The 17,101-nt window shown below is 70.8% G+C and carries 13 protein-coding genes and 1 pseudogene; 10 read left to right on the top strand and 4 right to left on the bottom strand.

Features of this window, described 5'->3' with window-relative positions:
• The first annotated feature begins 8 nt into the window (after positions 1-8).
• The gene (locus ACWCQS_RS12195; protein ID WP_451004347.1) at positions 9-755 is read left to right on the top strand and encodes a hypothetical protein; all 747 of its coding nucleotides are present in this window, start codon (positions 9-11) and stop codon (positions 753-755) included.
• 65 nt (positions 756-820) lie between these two features.
• Here ACWCQS_RS12195 and ACWCQS_RS12190 read toward each other — a convergent pair.
• Positions 821-1,806: pseudogene (locus tag ACWCQS_RS12190) on the bottom strand (urea transporter).
• A gap of 223 nt (positions 1,807-2,029) precedes the next feature.
• Between ACWCQS_RS12190 and ACWCQS_RS12185 the strand changes: the two are divergent.
• On the top strand, positions 2,030-2,275 hold the full coding sequence (locus ACWCQS_RS12185) for a Smr/MutS family protein (protein ID WP_451004346.1): 246 nt from the start codon (positions 2,030-2,032) through the stop codon (positions 2,273-2,275).
• 12 nt (positions 2,276-2,287) lie between these two features.
• On the opposite strand, the gene ACWCQS_RS12180 is transcribed toward ACWCQS_RS12185, so the two are convergent.
• The 3 genes from ACWCQS_RS12180 to ACWCQS_RS12170 are packed head-to-tail and all read right to left on the bottom strand — an operon-like array spanning position 2,288 to position 5,466.
• Complete coding sequence (locus ACWCQS_RS12180) at positions 2,288-3,310, bottom strand: TolB-like translocation protein (RefSeq protein WP_451004345.1); 1,023 nt, start codon at positions 3,308-3,310, stop codon at positions 2,288-2,290.
• A 23-nt stretch (positions 3,311-3,333) separates the two neighbouring features.
• Positions 3,334-4,593: an MFS transporter gene (locus tag ACWCQS_RS12175; protein ID WP_451004344.1), complete on the bottom strand. Its 1,260-nt coding sequence runs from the start codon at positions 4,591-4,593 to the stop codon at positions 3,334-3,336.
• Positions 4,594-4,617: 24 nt separating this feature from the next.
• Positions 4,618-5,466, bottom strand: a complete 849-nt coding sequence (locus ACWCQS_RS12170) for a glycosyltransferase (RefSeq protein WP_451004343.1) — start codon at positions 5,464-5,466, stop codon at positions 4,618-4,620.
• Positions 5,467-5,809: 343 nt separating this feature from the next.
• Here ACWCQS_RS12170 and ACWCQS_RS12165 point away from each other — a divergent pair, with 343 nt between their 5' ends.
• The 8 genes from ACWCQS_RS12165 (at position 5,810) to ACWCQS_RS12130 (ending at position 17,093) form a co-directional block, all read left to right on the top strand.
• Positions 5,810-7,249: a sugar transferase gene (locus ACWCQS_RS12165; protein ID WP_451004342.1), complete on the top strand. Its 1,440-nt coding sequence runs from the start codon at positions 5,810-5,812 to the stop codon at positions 7,247-7,249.
• Positions 7,250-7,302: 53 nt separating this feature from the next.
• Positions 7,303-8,358, top strand: coding sequence for a Gfo/Idh/MocA family protein (locus ACWCQS_RS12160; RefSeq protein WP_451004341.1), 1,056 nt, complete (start codon positions 7,303-7,305; stop codon positions 8,356-8,358).
• A 31-nt stretch (positions 8,359-8,389) separates the two neighbouring features.
• Entirely contained in the window at positions 8,390-9,364 is a 975-nt protein-coding gene (locus ACWCQS_RS12155; RefSeq protein ID WP_451004340.1) for an SDR family NAD(P)-dependent oxidoreductase, read from the top strand.
• Positions 9,361-10,500 carry a DegT/DnrJ/EryC1/StrS family aminotransferase gene (locus ACWCQS_RS12150; RefSeq protein WP_451004339.1) on the top strand — a complete coding sequence of 380 codons (1,140 nt, stop codon included), beginning with the start codon at positions 9,361-9,363 and terminating at the stop codon, positions 10,498-10,500. The genes ACWCQS_RS12155 and ACWCQS_RS12150 overlap by 4 nt, the downstream gene beginning before the upstream one ends.
• Positions 10,497-11,186 (top strand): acetyltransferase, encoded by a 690-nt coding sequence (locus tag ACWCQS_RS12145; RefSeq protein ID WP_451004338.1) that lies wholly within the window; start codon positions 10,497-10,499, stop codon positions 11,184-11,186. Before ACWCQS_RS12150 ends, ACWCQS_RS12145 begins: the two co-directional genes overlap by 4 nt.
• Positions 11,183-12,301 carry a DegT/DnrJ/EryC1/StrS family aminotransferase gene (locus ACWCQS_RS12140; protein ID WP_451004337.1) on the top strand — a complete coding sequence of 373 codons (1,119 nt, stop codon included), beginning with the start codon at positions 11,183-11,185 and terminating at the stop codon, positions 12,299-12,301. Before ACWCQS_RS12145 ends, ACWCQS_RS12140 begins: the two co-directional genes overlap by 4 nt.
• Before the next feature lie 71 nt (positions 12,302-12,372).
• The gene (locus ACWCQS_RS12135; RefSeq protein ID WP_451004336.1) at positions 12,373-15,975 is read left to right on the top strand and encodes a DUF4082 domain-containing protein; all 3,603 of its coding nucleotides are present in this window, start codon (positions 12,373-12,375) and stop codon (positions 15,973-15,975) included.
• A 71-nt stretch (positions 15,976-16,046) separates the two neighbouring features.
• Positions 16,047-17,093, top strand: a complete 1,047-nt coding sequence (locus tag ACWCQS_RS12130; protein ID WP_451004335.1) for a glycosyltransferase family 2 protein — start codon at positions 16,047-16,049, stop codon at positions 17,091-17,093.
• The last annotated feature ends 8 nt before the right edge of the window (positions 17,094-17,101 follow it).

Raw genomic sequence — 17,101 nt, 5'->3', positions numbered from 1 at the left:
GAGTGGCCATGGCGAACGACATCCTCGAACGAGGCGACATCTATTTCGTGTACCGGCCCAGAGTCGAACAGGACCAGGCTCACGACATCGAGGACGTCCAGCGCCTCTTCGTGATCCTCCAGCCCTCCGACAGCGACCGCAGCCGGCGCCTCGTCATCGGGCGCAAGCACTTGCCCCGGCCGGAGGAACACGAGCGGTTCTGGGGCTTCGTCGACGAGGTGGCCACCCGGCCGGAACCCGTCGCGGAGGACTTGGAGCGGCGGACGTACGAGACACGGACGCGGGGCAGGCGGACACAACCCGAGGCGAGGCCGGCGGGAGAAGGCCGCTATGCGATCGTCCGGCACGGCAGTCACACGCATCTGACGTACGAGCTCGAAATGCCCGCCGAGCCGGGCGCCGTCCAGAAGGAGCTGAGCATCGAGCCCGAGGCGAGTTACATCCTCGCGGTGAAGAATCCTCAGGCGGGCTCGCCGGCCGGGGCCGGGCTCCCCGCACGGCAGCGGGCCGACCTGCCGAGACGGGATCAGGAACGATTCGAGGGACGGCGGTTCACCAGCGCCGAGCCCGAGCTGCTCGACCAGGAGGGCACCGATTTCGTACTGATCGGCGCCGCCGACGACGTCGAGGAGGAGCTGGACGTCCAACTCGACACGGAGGCCGAGAACCCCGAGTCGGCTGAGATCTTCCGTCGCCTCCATCTGCCGCGCGAGAAGCACCCCATGGAACCGCTCACCAAGGGGGAGTGGCGTTAGCGCCCAGAAGCAGGAGGCGATGCCGGCCGGCGCAGTGAAGACCGCGTACATCAGGATGGAGGCCATCAACTGCACCGGCAGGTCGCCGAGGCGATCCGCGCGGGCGATGCCGAGGAGGCGGCGCGCGCCTTGCACGCGCACATCGACACGGTGGGCCGGATCGCGGTACGGGACGTGGCCGGGTCGGTGATGTCGGGGAAGGAACAGGCGGCCGCCAGGAAGCCCAGGGTCGTCAGCACGAACGGCCATGTGAACGGGTGCCCGCCGGACGGGGCGAGGAGAGCGGCGACGGCCGGGGTGAGCATGGTCGCGGTCGCGGCGCCCAGCAGCGCGTACAGCAGTGTCGTCCGGGTGGCGGTCAGGAACACCCCGCACAGTGCCAGCGCGACGAGGACCGCGTTGTAGCCCATCGAGCCGTCGGCGATCCGGGCGGTCGGCGCGCCCAGCGCCCAGGCCGTCAGGATGCCCGTCGCGCTGCCGGCGCAGGCCACCCACCCGCCGACCCGGCTCGCCAGGAAGAGACCGGCCAGCAGCAGGGCCCCCGCGTACCACTGCTCCAGGAAGAAGACCTGGGACACATTGCGGAAGAACGCTCCTCCCACGTCGTGCCGGCGCAGGACCGTGGGTCCGGAGGCGGCGCGGGGCAGCGCGGCCACGCTCCGGCCATCGGGCCGGATCCGCCGGAGGGCGGGCGTGGCCAGGGTGACCGCGCCGGCCAGCAGGCAATAGGGCACGGTCAGGGTCGGCAGATCCCAGACGTGCAGCAGCCGGATCACGGCCGCCGTGACGACGGTGACCACGAGGCAGGCCGCGGCGGCGAGCACCACCGTGGCCGGCCGGCCAGGGCCGAGGAACACGGCGAAGCAGAGCGCGGTCAGGCAGGAGTTGAAGCCCTCCAGTCCCGCCCGCACCCGGTCACGGGGGGCACCCAGCAGACGTGCGGCGCTGGTTCCGAGGCGGCACCCCCCAGTGCGTAGGCGCCGTACCGCCAGTCCGCCGTCGACAGTGCGACGGCGAAGACAGCGCCTGCCCGAGCGCTGTCCAGGAACATGACCTGCGCGAGGCCGCGCAGCACGCGGATCGCGAACCTCGGACCCCGGCCGAGCGACTTCATCGTCGTATGGCGCCGCATACTCAATCCCACCCCACTTTTTCCACTTGGTGGCATTGTATTTCCGCATAGCGGCATACTGTACGGTCGGAGCTGGCATGTGGGAGAGAGTCGATGATGGATCGTGCTCGGACAGCCGTGCCGCATCACCGGGAGGTTCCCCATGCTGTCGCTCGATCTCCACCCGATCTTCCGCAACAACCGCGACATCGAACTGGCGCTGCGTCAGTTCCTCTTCAAGGCGAACCATTCGGGCGAGCCCGTTGCGGAGATCATTCCGGGCAAGGGTTCCGGGCGACTCAGGGCTCGCGTGCTCGCGTTCCTGGACCAGAAGCACATCAGGAGGCTGTACGTCCGGCGCGAGGTCGACACGGGCAACAGCGGACGCATTCTCGTCTACTTCCAGTGATCGCGCGGGGCTCTACAGCGGCGCGGGGGAAGAGGCCCCCGGGATCAGCAGGTGCGGGGTTCCCGAGCCGTCTGCGGGCACGCTCCACAGGTCACTGCTGCCGACCTCGCCGTTCGTGGGGAGCGCATAGACGACGGTGTGGTCGTCGAGCCAGGTGGCCTGGTCGTCGACGCTGTGGCGCTCGGCCAGCGCCGTCTCGTGCAGGGTGCGCAGGTCGAGGACGTACTCGTGCCAGAGGTCGGTCCGGGACAACACCCGCTTCTTGAAGGCGACGCGGGTCCCGTCGGGGGAGAGCGACGGGCACTCCACGTTCTCGACCAGGGTGGTGACCGTACGCCGGGAGATCGAACCCCTGATCAGATAGGTCTTGTTGGCGGTGTTGAGGGTGGCGTAGAAGGTGTCGTCGTCGGAGGCGAAGGTGACGCCCCAGAAGTTGGTGTCCGAGGCGTGGTAGGGCTTGCCGTCCTTGATGACGGAGAACGTCTCCAGGCTGGGAGTCAGCCGCATGGTCCGGGTGTCCAGGATCGAGGTCCGGGTGGAGAAGAACGCGGACGAATAGGACTCGCCGGAGACGAAGACGGTCCAGGCGACGAAACGGCCGCTGGGCGAGACCCGGGCCCGGCTGGGGGTGCCCGCGAGCGGGAAGGTGCGCTCGGTGCCCAGGTCGGCGTCCAGGAGCAGTGCGCGGTTGCTCTGCTTGAGGACACCGGGATTGGACTGGAGGCAGATGCCCGTGTCGGCGGCCGCGTAGAAGCGCGCGCACTTCAGTCCCGAGGCGGTCCGCCCGCCCTTCGGGTCCGTGGACGGCACCGAGGCGACCGCGGTGCGGTGCGGACCAGGGGCCGCGTTGAGGAAGGCCAGGCGGCCCTTCTGGTCGAGGGTCAGCTTGCCCGCACGGACAGCGGGATCGCCCGACTGCGGCTGGTTCGCCCGGTCCGCGCGGGCGGCGGCGTGCAGGACCACGCCGGTGCCCAGGCCCGCGAGCAGCAGGACCGCCGCGACGAGTATCAGCAGACGGCGGCGCAGCGATGTCATCCGGATCCTTGTGGCTGTGGTGGTCATCGGGTCCTGCCGGTCGGTCGCAGCACCACGCTCGCGACGGCCGCGCAGCACAGCAGCCCGACCGCCGAGCCGGCCAGCGCCGGGCCGTCTCCCCACGCCGTCCAGGCGGCGCCGAAGGCCAGGGAGCAGCAGAACCGGGCCAGCGCCTGGCTGGTGCCGACGATGGCCAGACCGCTGGCGCGCAGATGCTCGGGCACGAGGCCGGCGAGGGCGGCCGGGAGCACGCCGTCGGTGGCCGCGTAGAACATGCCGTGCAGGGCGAGGACGCCAGGGGCGAGGACCGGTGTGTCCGGGGCCCACAGCAGGAGGGCGTAGGCGGTGAGCAGGCCCACGTGCCCGGCGAGGAACACCGTGCGCCGCCCGGCCCGGTCGGCCAGCGCCCCGACGGGCACGGCCAGCAGCAGGAACACGGCGGCCGTGCCCAGCGGCAGCAGCGTGAACCACTCCTCGCCGACGCCCGCGCGCCGCTGGAGGAGCAGATACACGAAGGCGTCGCTGACGGTGGTCAGGCCGAGCAACGCGGCACAGCCGGCGAGCGCCCGCAGCCGCGGCAGGCGCAGCAGCGCCAGTGCCTCGCGTACGTGGACGGGCCGTTTGCCCTCGAGGGCACCCTGCTCGCTTCGACGCCCGCCCGGTACGAACAGCACCAGCACGACCACCCCGAGGGCGGCGACGCACGCGCTCACCCCGAACACGGCGTCGTAACCGTCGGCCGCCGCGCGCAGGATGAGGAAGGCGGTCAGCGGGCCGAGCATCGCCCCGGTGGTGTCCATCGCCCGGTGCACGCCGAAGGCCCGGCCCTGGTTCTGGGCCGGAGTGGCCAGGGAGATCATCGCGTCACGCGGGGCGGTGCGCAGGCCCTTGCCGGTCCGTTCCAGAGCCAGGACCGTGCCGAGCGTGCCGAGGCTGCCGGCGATCAGGAGCAGCGGCTTGCACAGCGCGGACAGGCCGTAGCCGAGCCCGGCCAGCAGCTTGTGGCCCCGCACCCGGTCGGCGAGGTGGCCGCCGGTGAGCTGGACCAGCGCGCTGACGCCGTTGTAGACGCCGTCGAGGGTGCCGAAGCCCAGCGGGCTGAAGCCGAGCGTGGTGACGAGGTAGAGCGGCAGGACGGCGGTGACCATCTCCGAGGAGATGTCCGTGATCAGGCTGACCGTGCCCAGCACGAGCACGACCGGGGCGACCTTGGCCCCCGGACCGCGTCTTCGGCCCCGGTCGGTGTCCGCCCCGGCGGGCGCGGAGCGATCGGTGAGATACAAGACAAGGCTCCAGACGCGAGGCGATCAGTTCTGCCGGCTGCTCTCGTCCCGCAGCCAGGTGCCGAAGTCCTGCGCCCTGATGGCTTTTCGGGCACCCCGTCGGGCGACGACCGCCGCCGCGACGAAGACCACGACACCCGGGAAGAGGCGCGGCTCCCCGCGCAGCAGGGCTTTCAGATCCGCCTTGCTCGTGCGTGCCGAGGTTTGCTCCGGTCCCTGATGCCGTTCGACCTGGGCGGTGGACACCGCGGCCCGGATCCGCCGTTTGATCAAGTCCGGCCAGGTGCGCGGCGGTTGGATCACGACGCCGGCCGCGCCGACCACGAGCCGCTCCTCGGGGGCGAACGCCAGGGACGCGGCCAGGTCGTCCGCCATCAGCGGCGGCAGCGCGGCGATCCGGGCCTGCCCGGCCTTGGACACCGCGATGACCCCCCGGCCGAACAGCCCCTCGCGTACGGCTGGGAGGCGCTGCCACACGTGGTAGTAGGCGCGCACCCGCCATGCGCACGCGGCCAGCGTGATCCGCCGTTCCGGGGCCGTGGCGAGGATGCCCGAGGTGCCATCGGTCAGCGGTTCGGTCAGCGCCCGTACGTCGGCGCCCGTGATCACGACGTCGGCGTCCACGTAGAGCCGGGGGAAGCCGCGCGCGTGATCGTCCCCCGTCCGCAGGGCCGCGTGCTTGGAAGGGACGGGGATCTCGACCACCCGGACGCGCGGACCGCGAGCGGCCGCGATCCCCGCGGTGTCATCCGTACAGCCATTGCACACGACCACGATGTCGGTCTCGTCCGCGGAGGAGTCGGCCAGCAGCGAATCGAGGAGCCGGCCGATGACGCGTGCCTCGTTGTGGGCCGGGATCACGATGCTCGTCACCCGGGCAGTATGGCCTCGAAGTCGCCATTGCGCGCGTGTTTCGTCCAACTGTTCCCGTGACTGCGTCCAGTGGTCTAGATTGAGCTCCGCCGGACCGGTTTGGGAGGGTGACTTGTCCTTGACGGCATGTCAATGTACGGCGTCATGAACCGGATACGACACAGGCAGTAACCAACATGCTGGGGGCATGAGGCGGTTGGGGAACCGCTGAAGGCTCTCTCGTTTTCCAGTGCCGCTGTGCTGAGGAGACACATGCGGTGCTGATTCAGCCCTGGCTGCGCACTTGCGATCACGTGTGCAGTTGCGTGTGGTCAGGGGGAGCCGCGCATGTGGTGGGGGGCGCATGACCATTGAGGTCACGCATGAGCAACTGGCCGTGGAACATACACGTCCAGAAGCTCGCCGAAGACGCTGGGAACGGAAGTACCGGACAGTCCTGCTGGTCGCGGACGGCCTCGCAGCCGTTGCCGCGGGCTTAGTGATCCACGGGGCGTACGGCCGCTGGGCGGTGGCCCTGGCGCTGCCCCCGACATGGATCATCGCGATGCTGGCCCACCGCTCCTACGATCGCAGTGCCTTCGGCCTGGGGAGCGAGGAATACCGTCGGGTGCTGCGCGGAGCCGTCGCACTGCCGGCGCTGGCCACCCTCGCGTACTGGTTGTTCACGCGCGATTCAGACCTCCTTCATGACATGACCATGGCCGCGGCACCGGCCGCCGCCATCGCCCTGCCGGTCCGCTACACGCTGCGCCGCCGATTGCACAGGCGGTGGGCACGGGGCCGGGACCGCAGCACGACACTGCTGATCGGCCCGGCACGCGGCATCGTGGAACTGCTCGCCGTGCTGCGGCGCGGCGGCGTACAGGAACTGCAGGCCGCCGGAGTGTGCCTGAGCGATCCGCAGAACGCCGCGGAGATCCGCAAGTTGGGGCTCCCCGTCCTCGGCGGCGTAGGTGACATGAACGACGTCGTCCGGGCCCTGGGCATCACCACCGTGGTGGCACTGCCGGTACCCGGGACCGACACCTCCGTCCTGCGCCGGACGGCCTGGACGGCGGCCGCCCAGGGCGTCGACTTCCTGCTGGCCCCCGTGCTGGCCGACGTCTCCGCCTCCCGGCTGGCGGTACGGCCCACCAACGGAGTGCCGCTGCTGCGGATCCGGCCGCCGAACCTCTCCCGGACCTCCCGGCTGCCCAAGGAACTGCTGGACCGGTCGCTCGCCGCGGCGCTCCTGCTGTTCCTCGCGCTGCCCATGCTGCTGATCGCCCTGATCGTCCGGCTGGACAGCTCCGGACCCGCCCTGTTCAGACAGCAGCGGGTGGGCCGGTACGGCGACCACTTCACCATGCTGAAGTTCCGCACGATGCGCCCGGACTCGGAGGCCCTGCGGGCGGAACTGGAGCACCTCAACCAGAACAGCGACGGCCTGCTGTTCAAGGTCAAGGAAGACCCGCGGATCACCCGCGTCGGCTCGTTCCTGCGCCGCAGTTCGCTCGATGAACTGCCACAGCTGCTCAACGTCGTCAGGGGCCACATGTCGCTCGTCGGCCCCCGCCCGCCGCTGCCCGAAGAGGTGGAGGCGTACCCGCCGGACATCAAGCGCCGGCTGCTCGTCAAGCCCGGCCTCACCGGACTCTGGCAGGTCAGCGGCCGCTCCGACCTGCCCTGGGAGGAAGCGGTCCGGCTCGATCTCGGATACGTCGACAACTGGTCGATGAGCCTGGACCTGTCGATCCTGCTGCGCACCGGGTCCGCCGTGGTGCGGGGAACGGGGGCCTACTGATGGACCGCCCGCGGACGGACCGCCTACCGATGGACCAAGGGGAGAGGAACCAAGTGACGCAGACCACGCAGCCGTTGGGGGTCGCGGTCGTCGGGGCCGGCTACTGGGGCCCCAACCTCGTCCGCAACTTCCAGGCCAGCGAGCGGTTCCGGCTGCGCTGGCTGTGCGACCTCGACGTGGGCCGGGCCCGACGGGTCCTCGGCGGCTACTCGACGGTCGAGGCCACCGCGGACTACGCGGCCGTCCTCGCCGACCCCTCCGTGGACGCCGTCGCCGTGGCCACGCCCGCCGGCACCCACCTCGACATCGCCCTGGCCGCGCTGCGCGCCGGCAAGCACGTCCTCGTGGAGAAGCCGCTCGCGGCGACCTACGCCGACGGGATGCGCCTGGTGACCGAGGCGGAAGAGCGCGGGCTCACCCTGATGTGCGACCACACCTACTGCTACACGCCGGCCGTGGGCCGCATCCGGGAGCTGGTCCGCTCCGGCGAACTCGGCGAGATCCACTTCGTCGACTCGGTCCGGATCAACCTCGGGCTCGTCCAGAAGGACATCGACGTCCTCTGGGACCTCGCCCCCCATGACCTGTCGATCCTGGACTTCATCCTCCCCGACAACGTGGAGCCGGTCGCCGTCGCCGCCCACGGGGCCGACCCGATCGGCGCCGGACAGGCCTGCGTGGCCTATCTGACGCTCACGCTCAGCACCGGAGCCATCGCCCACGTGCACGTCAACTGGCTGTCCCCGACGAAGGTGCGGACCACCATGGTGGGCGGCGCCAAACGCACCCTGGTCTGGGACGACCTCAACCCCCTGCAGCGGGTGGCCGTCTACGACCGGGGCGTGGACCTGGCCTCCCCCCAGGAGATCGGCGACGACGAGCGCCGGGACATGCTTGTCTCGTACCGCTCCGGAGACATGGTCGCGCCCGCCATCGGGGAGAAGGAGGCGCTGCGCAGCATGGTCGACGAGTTCGCCGACGCGATCGGGAACGAGCGGGCTCCGCTGACCGACGGCCGGGCGGGCCTGCGCGTGCTGGACATCCTCGAGGCCGCGTCCCGGAGCCTCCAATTCAAGGGCGCGGTCGTCGGCCTGCGCGCCGGGCGTTGAGCGGATCGAACTCACTGAGAGGGCATGGCAGTTGAGCAGCGTACGAGGCAAGAAGATCCTGGTCACCGGGGGAGCGGGCACCATCGGCTCCAACCTCGTCGACCTCCTGGCCGAGGGCGGCGCCCGCGAGATCGTGGTGTTGGACAACTTCGTGCGCGGGCGGCGGGCCAACCTCGCCCAGGCCCTGCCCAGCGGCGTCGTGGAGATCGTCGAGGGCGACGTCCGTGATGCCGCCACGGTGCGGAAGGTCACCGAAGGCGCCGACCTCGTGTTCCACCTCGCCGCCATCCGCATCACCCAGTGCGCGGAGGAACCCCGGCTCGCCAACGAGGTCCTGGTCGACGGCACCTTCAACGTCCTGGAGGCGGCGGCCGAGACGGGGGTCACCAAGGTGATCGCCTCCTCCTCGGCGTCCGTCTACGGCATGGCCGAGACCTTCCCGACGACCGAGCGCCACCACCCGTACAACAACGACACCTTCTACGGCGCGGCGAAGGCCTTCAACGAAGGCATGCTGCGCAGCTTCCACGCCATGTACGGACTGGACTACGTGGCGCTGCGCTACTTCAACGTCTACGGCCCCCGGATGGACATCCACGGCCTCTACACCGAGGTGCTCATCCGTTGGATGGAGCGCATCGAGGCGGGCGAGCCGCCGCTGGTCCTCGGCGACGGCACGCAGACCATGGACTTCGTCGACGTCCGCGACATCGCCCGGGCCAATGTGCTGGCCGCCGAGTCGGATCTCACCGACGAGGTGTTCAACATCGCCAGCGGCACGGAGACTTCGCTGAAGGAGCTCGCCGAGGGCCTGCTGGAGGCGATGGGGGCGACCGGGCTGGAGCCGGTGCACGGGCCCGCCCGCAGCGTCAACTCGGTGGTACGGCGGCTCGCGGACACCTCACAGGCCGCAGAGCGGCTCGGGTTCACGGCGCGGATCGACCTGCGCACCGGGCTGCGGGACCTGGTCGAGTGGTGGCGCGCGGAGCGGGAGGCGGCCAAGTGAGCACCGACCGCATCCCGGTGATGATCCCCTGGCTCGGCGAGGAGGAGGCCCGGGCCGCCTCCGAGGCGGTGCTGTCCGGGTGGGTCGCCCAGGGCCCCCGGGTCGCCGCCTTCGAGCGGGCCTTCGCCGAGCGGGTGGGGGCCGAGCACGGCGTCGCCGTCAGCTCCTGCACCACCGCCCTGCACCTGTCGCTGGTCGCGCTCGGCCTCGGCCCCGGCGACGAGGTCGTGGTGCCCTCGCTGTCGTTCATCGCCACCGCCAACGCCGTACGGTACGTCGGCGCCGAGCCGGTGTTCGCCGATGTCGACCTCGCCACCGGCAACCTGACCGTGGCCACCGTGGACGCGGTCCGCACCGCCCGCACCAGGGCCGTCCTCGCCGTCCACCAGGGCGGCGTACCGGCCGATGTGCACGCCCTGCGCGCCGCCTGCGCCGACTGGGACCTGCCCCTGGTCGAGGACGCGGCCTGCGCCATCGGCTCGTCCGCCGGGGGCAAGCCCGTCGGGCACGGCGCGCTGGTCGCCGCCTGGTCCTTCCACCCTCGCAAGCTCGTCACCACCGGCGAGGGCGGCATGATCACCACCGACGACGCCGAGTGGGCGGCCCGCCTGCGGCGGCTGCGCGAGCACGGGATGAACGCCTCGGCGGCCGAGCGCCATGCGAGCAACAAGCCGGTCCTGGAGAGCTACCTGGAGGTCGGCTACAACTACCGGATGACGGACGTCCAGGCCGCGATCGGCCTGGCCCAGCTCGGCAGACTCGACGCGATGATCAGCCGCCGCCGCGAACTGGCCGCCCGCTACGACACGCTGCTGCACGACGTCCCCGGCCTCACCCCCGTACGCGACCCCGCCCACGGGCAGAGCAACTTCCAGTCCTACTGGGTGCTGCTGGACGAGGACTTCCCCGTCGGCCGGGACGACCTGCTCACCGCGCTCGCCGAGGCCGGCATCTCCGCCCGGCGCGGGATCATGGCCGCCCACCTCGAACCCGCCTACGCGGACCATCCCCGCGCGCCCCTCCCGGTCACCGAGCGGATCACCCACGACTCGCTGATCCTGCCGCTGTTCCACACGATGACCGAGGCCCAGCAGGACCGCGTCGTGGCAGCGCTGCACGAACAGGCGCGAAGATGAGCGGGCTGCTGATCGTCGGCGCGGGCGGCTTCGCCCGGGAGACCGCGCAGGCCGTGCGGGACGCGGGCCAGTTCGAGCTGCTCGGGCACCTGGACGACAACCCCGCCCTGCACGGCACCGAGGTGGACGGCGTGTCCGTCCTCGGCGGTTGCGACCTGGTCCACGACCTGCCCGAGGCCCGAGTGGTGATCTGCGTGGGCAACCCCCGGGACTACGCGGCCCGCGCCCGGCTGGTCCGCAGGCTCGGCCTGCCCGCGGACCGCTACGCCACCGTGATCCACCCGACGGCGGCGGTGTCGGCGACCTCCGGAATCGGCCCCGGTTCGGTGCTGCTCGCACACTGCGTCCTGACCGCAGCCGTGCGGGTGGGCGCACACGTCGCGGTGATGCCGCAGGTCGTCCTCACCCACGACGACGTGGTCGAGGACTTCGCCACGCTCGCGTCCGGCGTCCGCCTGGGCGGGGGCGCACGGCTGGAGCGCGGTGCCTATGTGGGCTCCGGGGCGCTGGTCCGGGAGGGTACGACGGTCGGCGCCTGGTCGCTGATCGGGATGGGGAGCAGCGTGCTCGGCGACGTTCCGCCGGGCGAGGTCTGGGTGGGGAGCCCGGCCCGGCGGCTGCGCGCGGCCGAAGCGCCCGCGCTGGACGAACTTGCGACGCCAACAGTGGGGGGACCGCTGACATGAACCGGATTCCGCTCGTGGACCTCAAGGCGGCCCACGAGGAAGTCGCCGACGAGGTACGGGCCGGGTTCGAACGGATCCTGGACGGCACCGCGTTCATCGGAGGCGACGAGGTCCGCCAGTTCGAGCGTGAATACGCGGACTTCGGCGATGTGGCGCACTGCGTGGGCGTCGCCAACGGCACCGACGCCGTCGAACTCGCCCTCCGGGCAAGCGGAGTGGGGCCCGGCGACGAGGTCGTGATACCCGCCAACACCTTCATCGCCACCGCGGGCGCCGTGGCCAGAACCGGCGCCCGACCGGTCCTCGCGGACTGCCTGCCCGACACCCACCTGCTCGACCCCCAGGCCGCACTGGACGCGGTCGGCCCGGCCACCCGCGCGGTCGTACCCGTGCACCTGTACGGGCAGATGGCCGACGTGACGGCGCTGTCCGGCCGACTGCCCGACCGGATACGGGTGGTCGAGGACGCCGCCCAGTGCCAGGGCGCCACCCGCGACGGCCACACGCCCGGCAGCGGCGGGATCGCGGCCACCAGCTTCTACCCGGGCAAGAACCTCGGCGCGTACGGCGACGCGGGCGCGGTGCTGACCGACGACGAGGAACTCGCAGGCCAGGTACGCGCGATCGCCAACCACGGCGGCGTCGCCAAGTACCGCCACGACGTGCCAGGGTTCAACAGCCGTCTGGACGGGCTCCAGGCCGTCGTCCTGCGCGCCAAGCTGGCCCGGCTCGCGGACGGCAACGCGGCCCGGCGCGCGGCCGCGGCCCGCTACCACGCCCTGCTCGCCGACCTGGCGGCCGCCGGCCGGGTCGTACTGCCGACGACAGCGCCCGGCAACGTCCACGTATGGCACCTGTACGTCGTCCAGGTCACCGGCGCGGACCGCGACGCCGTCGTCGGCAAGCTCAACGCTGAGGGCATCGGCGCGGGGGTGCACTACCCCGCGCCGGTCCACCTCACGCCGGCGTACCGCCATCTCGGCCATTCCCGCGGCGACTTCCCGAACGCCGAGAAGGCGGCGGACCGGATCCTGTCACTGCCGCTCTACCCGCAGGTCACCCCCGACCAGCAGCAGCGCGTCGTGGACGCGCTCGCCGACGCGCTCGGAAGCTGATCGACCCCCGGTTTTCCCGCTCCACCCCGGCCGTACGGGCCGGTCCTGCACAGCACCGCTGAGAGGTACACATGAACAGATGGAGCAGACGGCTCCGGGGCGGCCGCCTCGCCGTCGTAGCAGCACTGATATGGGCGGTGCTCCCGCAGGCCGCGACCGCCCAGGCGGCAGCCGACCCGTGCGGAGCGGGCTCGAACCCGGTCGTCTGCGAGAACTCCAAGCCGGGCAGCCCCAAGACCGACTGGTTCTCGCCCAACGCGTACGGCGACATCCAGGGCTTCTCCACCAAGGAGAGCGTCCAGGCCGGCGACACCGTCCAGTTCAAGGTCCAGTCGAAGGTCCCCTACCACATCGAGATCTACCGCCTGGGCTGGTACGGCGGCGACGGCGCGCGAGAGATGTCCACCGCGGCCCAGGCGGCCGTGACCTATCCTGCCAACTACGCCATCAAACCGGCTAGTTGTACCACCAAGAGCAGCACCGGCCTGGTCGACTGCGGCAACTGGCCGGTGACCGCCAGCTGGACGGTGCCCAGCGACGCAGTGTCCGGCCTGTACATCGCGAACCTGACGCAGACGGACGGCAACGGCCTGATGCCGTACCCGTTCGTCGTCCGCAAGGACTCCAGCACCTCCGACGTCGTCGTGCAGACCAGCGACCAGACCTGGCAGGCCTACAACGACTACGGCGGCCAGGACCTCTACGGCGGCACCGGGCCCGCGCCGGACGGCCGCGCCTACGAGGTCAGCTACAACCGGCCGCTGGACATCGGCGGCGACAACGGCATCTACGGCTCCGAGTACATGATGCTGTCCTGGCTGGAGCGCAACGGCTACGACGTCAGCTATCTGTCCGGCGTGGACGTGTCGTCGGCCAGTGGTGCCACCTTGCTGAAGCAGCACAAGGTGTACATGTCCTCCGGCCATGACGAGTACTGGACACAGAGCCAGTACTCCAACGTCCTGGCGGCCCGGAAGGCCGGCGTCCGGGAGGCCTTCTTCAGCGGCAACGAGGTCTTCTGGAAGACCCGGCTCGCGCCGAGCATCGACGGCACGTACACGGCGGACCGGACCCTGGTCTGCTACAAGATGACCAAGATGGCGCAGAACAACGGCATCGCCGACCCCAGCGGCATCTGGACCGGCACCTGGATGGACCCGACCAGCACCCGGTACGGGCAGAGCTACCAGCCGCCGAACATCCTCACCGGCTCCATGTTCCAGGTGAACGGCTACCGCAGTGACGCCATCACGGTCCCCGGCTCGTACGGCAGGAACCGGATCTGGCGCAACACCTCCATCGCGAGCCTCACCGCCGGCCAGACCGCCACCTTCCCGACGGGCACCCTCGGCTACGAGTGGGACAGCGACATCGACAACAGCACCAGACCTCCCGGAGCCATCGATGTGTCGTCCACGACGGTGGACATCAACGACGGCAAGCTCCGCATGGACTGGGGCAATGTCTACGGCAACGGCACGGCGACCCACAATCTCGTCGAGTTCCGCGACCGGGACTCCGGGGCCCTGGTGTTCGGGTCGGGGACCGTGCAGTGGTCGTGGGGTCTGACCAACGTGCCGACGTACAACCCCGCCGACACGGTGGTCACCGAGGACGCCCGTATGCAGCAGGCGACGGTGAACATCCTCGCCGACATGGGCGTCCAGCCGCTGACCCGGCAGAGCAATCTCATCGCGGCCGGGACCTCCACCGACACCACCGGCCCGACGGTCACCGTGTCGAGCCCCGCCTCCAACATCACCGTCCCGGCGCTGAAGCCGGTCACCATCACCGGCACCGCCGCCGACTCCGGCGGTGGCGTGGTGGCCCGCGTGGAGGTCTCCACGGACGGCGGAACGACCTGGCAGGCCGCCAAGGGCCTCGCGTCCTGGAGCTACAGCTGGACCCCGACCACCCCGGGTTCGGCGACCATCGAGGTCCGCGCGGTCGACGACAGCGTCAACATCGGCGCCGTCACCACCGTCCCGGTGACCGTCGGCCCCCAGACCTGTCCGTGCAGCGTCTTCGCGGCCTCGGCCGTGCCCGGCACCGTCAACGCGGGCGACGGCAGCTCGGTGGAGCTCGGCGTCAAGTTCCGTACCACGGTGGCCGGTTCCGTCACCGCCGTCCGCTTCTACAAATCACCCGCCAACACCGGGACCCACTCCGGCAGCCTCTGGAGCGCCTCCGGTTCCCGCCTGGCCACCGGCACCTTCACCAATGAGACGGCCTCCGGCTGGCAGCAGCTGAACTTCGCCACCCCGGTGACCGTCAAGGCCAACACCACCTATGTCGCCTCGTACTTCGCCCCCAACGGCGGATACTCCTACGACGGCGGCTACTTCTCCGGCAGCGACGCGGGCCTCGCCCCGCTCACGGCACTGAAGTCCGGCACCGACGGCGGCAACGGCGTCTACCACTACGGCTCGACCAGCGCCTTCCCGTCCTCTCAGTCCTCCGGCAGCAACTACTGGGTCGACGTGGTGCTGGACACCTCGACGGCCAGCACGACCCCGCCCACCGTCACCTCCACCTCCCCGACCTCCGGGGCGACCGACGCGTCGATCACGGCACCCGTGTCGGCCACGTTCAGCTCGGCTGTCGACCCCGACAGCGTGACCTTCACCGTGAAGGACCCGAACGGCAACACCGTGCCCGGGGCCGTCACCTACCCCGCGTCGAACAAGGCGACTTTCACTCCGTCGACGGAGCTGGAGCTGCACACCACGTACACCGCGTCCGTCCAGGCCTCCGACGTGTGGGGCAATGCCATGGCGGACCCGGTGACCTGGTCCTTCACCACCAGCTCCACGCCACCCGCGGTCACCTGCCCCTGCACGCTGTGGAGTTCCTCCGCCACGCCGGCCACGACCGACATGACCGGTGACGCCAACTCCGTCGAGCTCGGCACCCGGTTCACCTCCTCGACGGACGGCTGGGTCAGCGGTGTCACCTTCTACAAGGGCACCGGCAACACGGGCACGCACACCGGCAGCCTGTGGTCCGACACCGGCACGCTGCTCGCCACCGGCACCTTCACCAACGAGACGGCCTCCGGCTGGCAGACGCTGACTTTCGCCACCCCGGTCGCCATCACCGCCGGCACCCCGTACGTCGTGTCCTACCACGCCCCGAACGGCAACTACGCGGTGGACGGCGGCTACTTCACGGCAGCCCACCTGTCGTATCCGCTGACCGCCACCGCCGACACCACCGCGCACCACAACGGGCTCTACCGGTACGGCGCCGACGCGGCCTTCCCCACCAGCTCCTACGGATCCGCGAACTACTGGGTCGGGCCGGTCTTCACCGCCGACAACCCCAGCGCCTCCCTGACGACGGCCACCGCCTCGGAGGTGACCGCGTCCTCGGTGGCGCACACCGCCGACGCGTCGAGCGCCCTCGTGATGTCGGTGCCGGACAAGGCCGCGGTGTCGTCCGTGCAGGCGACCGTGACCATCCTGCGCGGATCCAAGGCCGCCAAGAAGCTCCACGTCACGGCCGTCGCCTCCTACGACCGGGCCACCCACAAGGTGTCCGTCCACCTGTCCGTCCCGCTGCCGGACGGCACCCGGTTCACCGTCACGGTCACGGCCCGGGACAGACACGGCCACCCGGTGAAGTCCCACAGCTGGACCCTGACCAGCAAGACCGTCCGCAAGAAGAAGAACTGACCGACCCGAACGCACCGGTGGTGGTCTCCGCCCGACGCGGAGGCCGCCACCGGGGATTGGCTTGCCCACCGATGAGCACCGTCAGTGTTGTCATCCCCTGCTACAACTACGGCCATTTCCTCGCCGACTGCGTCAGCAGTGTCCTGGACGAGCAGAACGGCGTCGACGTCCGGGTGCTCATCATCGACGACGCCTCGCCCGACGATTCGGCGGAGATCGCGCAGAAACTGGCCGCCGCCGATCCGCGTATCGAGGTCCGCGTCCACGAAACCAACAAGGGCCACATCGCCACCTACAACGAGGGCCTCCTGGAATGGGCCGACGGGGACTACGTCGCCCTCCTCTCCGCCGACGACCGACTGGTGCCGGGCGCGCTGGTCCGGGCCGCCGCACTCCTGGACGCCCATCCCGAAGCGGGGTTCGCCTACGGGCGTCCCCTGCGCTTCCAGCACGGCGGCCCGCTGCCCCGGGCCCGTACGCAGAGCACCGGCTCGGTCGTCTATCCCGGGCAGTGGTGGCTGGAGCGGCGCTTCCGCGAGGGCACGGGCTGCATCACCTCACCGGAAGTCGTCGTCCGCACCAGCCTCCAGCGGAAGGTCGGCGGGTACGACCCCGCCCTTCCGCACGCCGGCGACATCGAGATGTGGATGCGGCTCGCCGCACACGCCGACGTCGGCTACATTCGCGGCGCCGACCAGGCCTTCTACCGCGTCCACGGCAAGAACATGTCCACCACGGACTTCGGTGGTCAGCTCGACGACCTGCGCCAGCGTCTCGTGGCCTTCGACTCGGTGCTCGCCAAATGCGCCGACCGACTGCCCCAGGCCGACCGCCTGGCCGATCAGGTGCACACCCGGCTCGCCCGCTTCGCGCTGCGCCGCGCGTACCGTGCCTACGACCGGGGACGCACGGGGGTCGTACCGGTCGATGAGTGCGTGGCCTTCGCCGAGGAGTGCCTGCCGGGATACGCGGCGCTGCCGGAGTACCGCGCACTGCGGCTCAGGCGGCGGATCGGTCCGAAGGCGATGCCGTATCTGCAGCCGCTGGTGTGGTCGGCCGTGGCCGAGCGCGGCCGGGAGTGGCTGTGGTGGGAGTCGTGGAAGCGCCGCGGAATCTGATGAGCGAC

This window comes from Streptomyces sp. NPDC002076 (assembly GCF_053593835.1).
The sequence above is the reverse complement of the archived record's forward strand: the minus strand, read 5'-3'. Positions and strand labels throughout refer to the sequence as shown.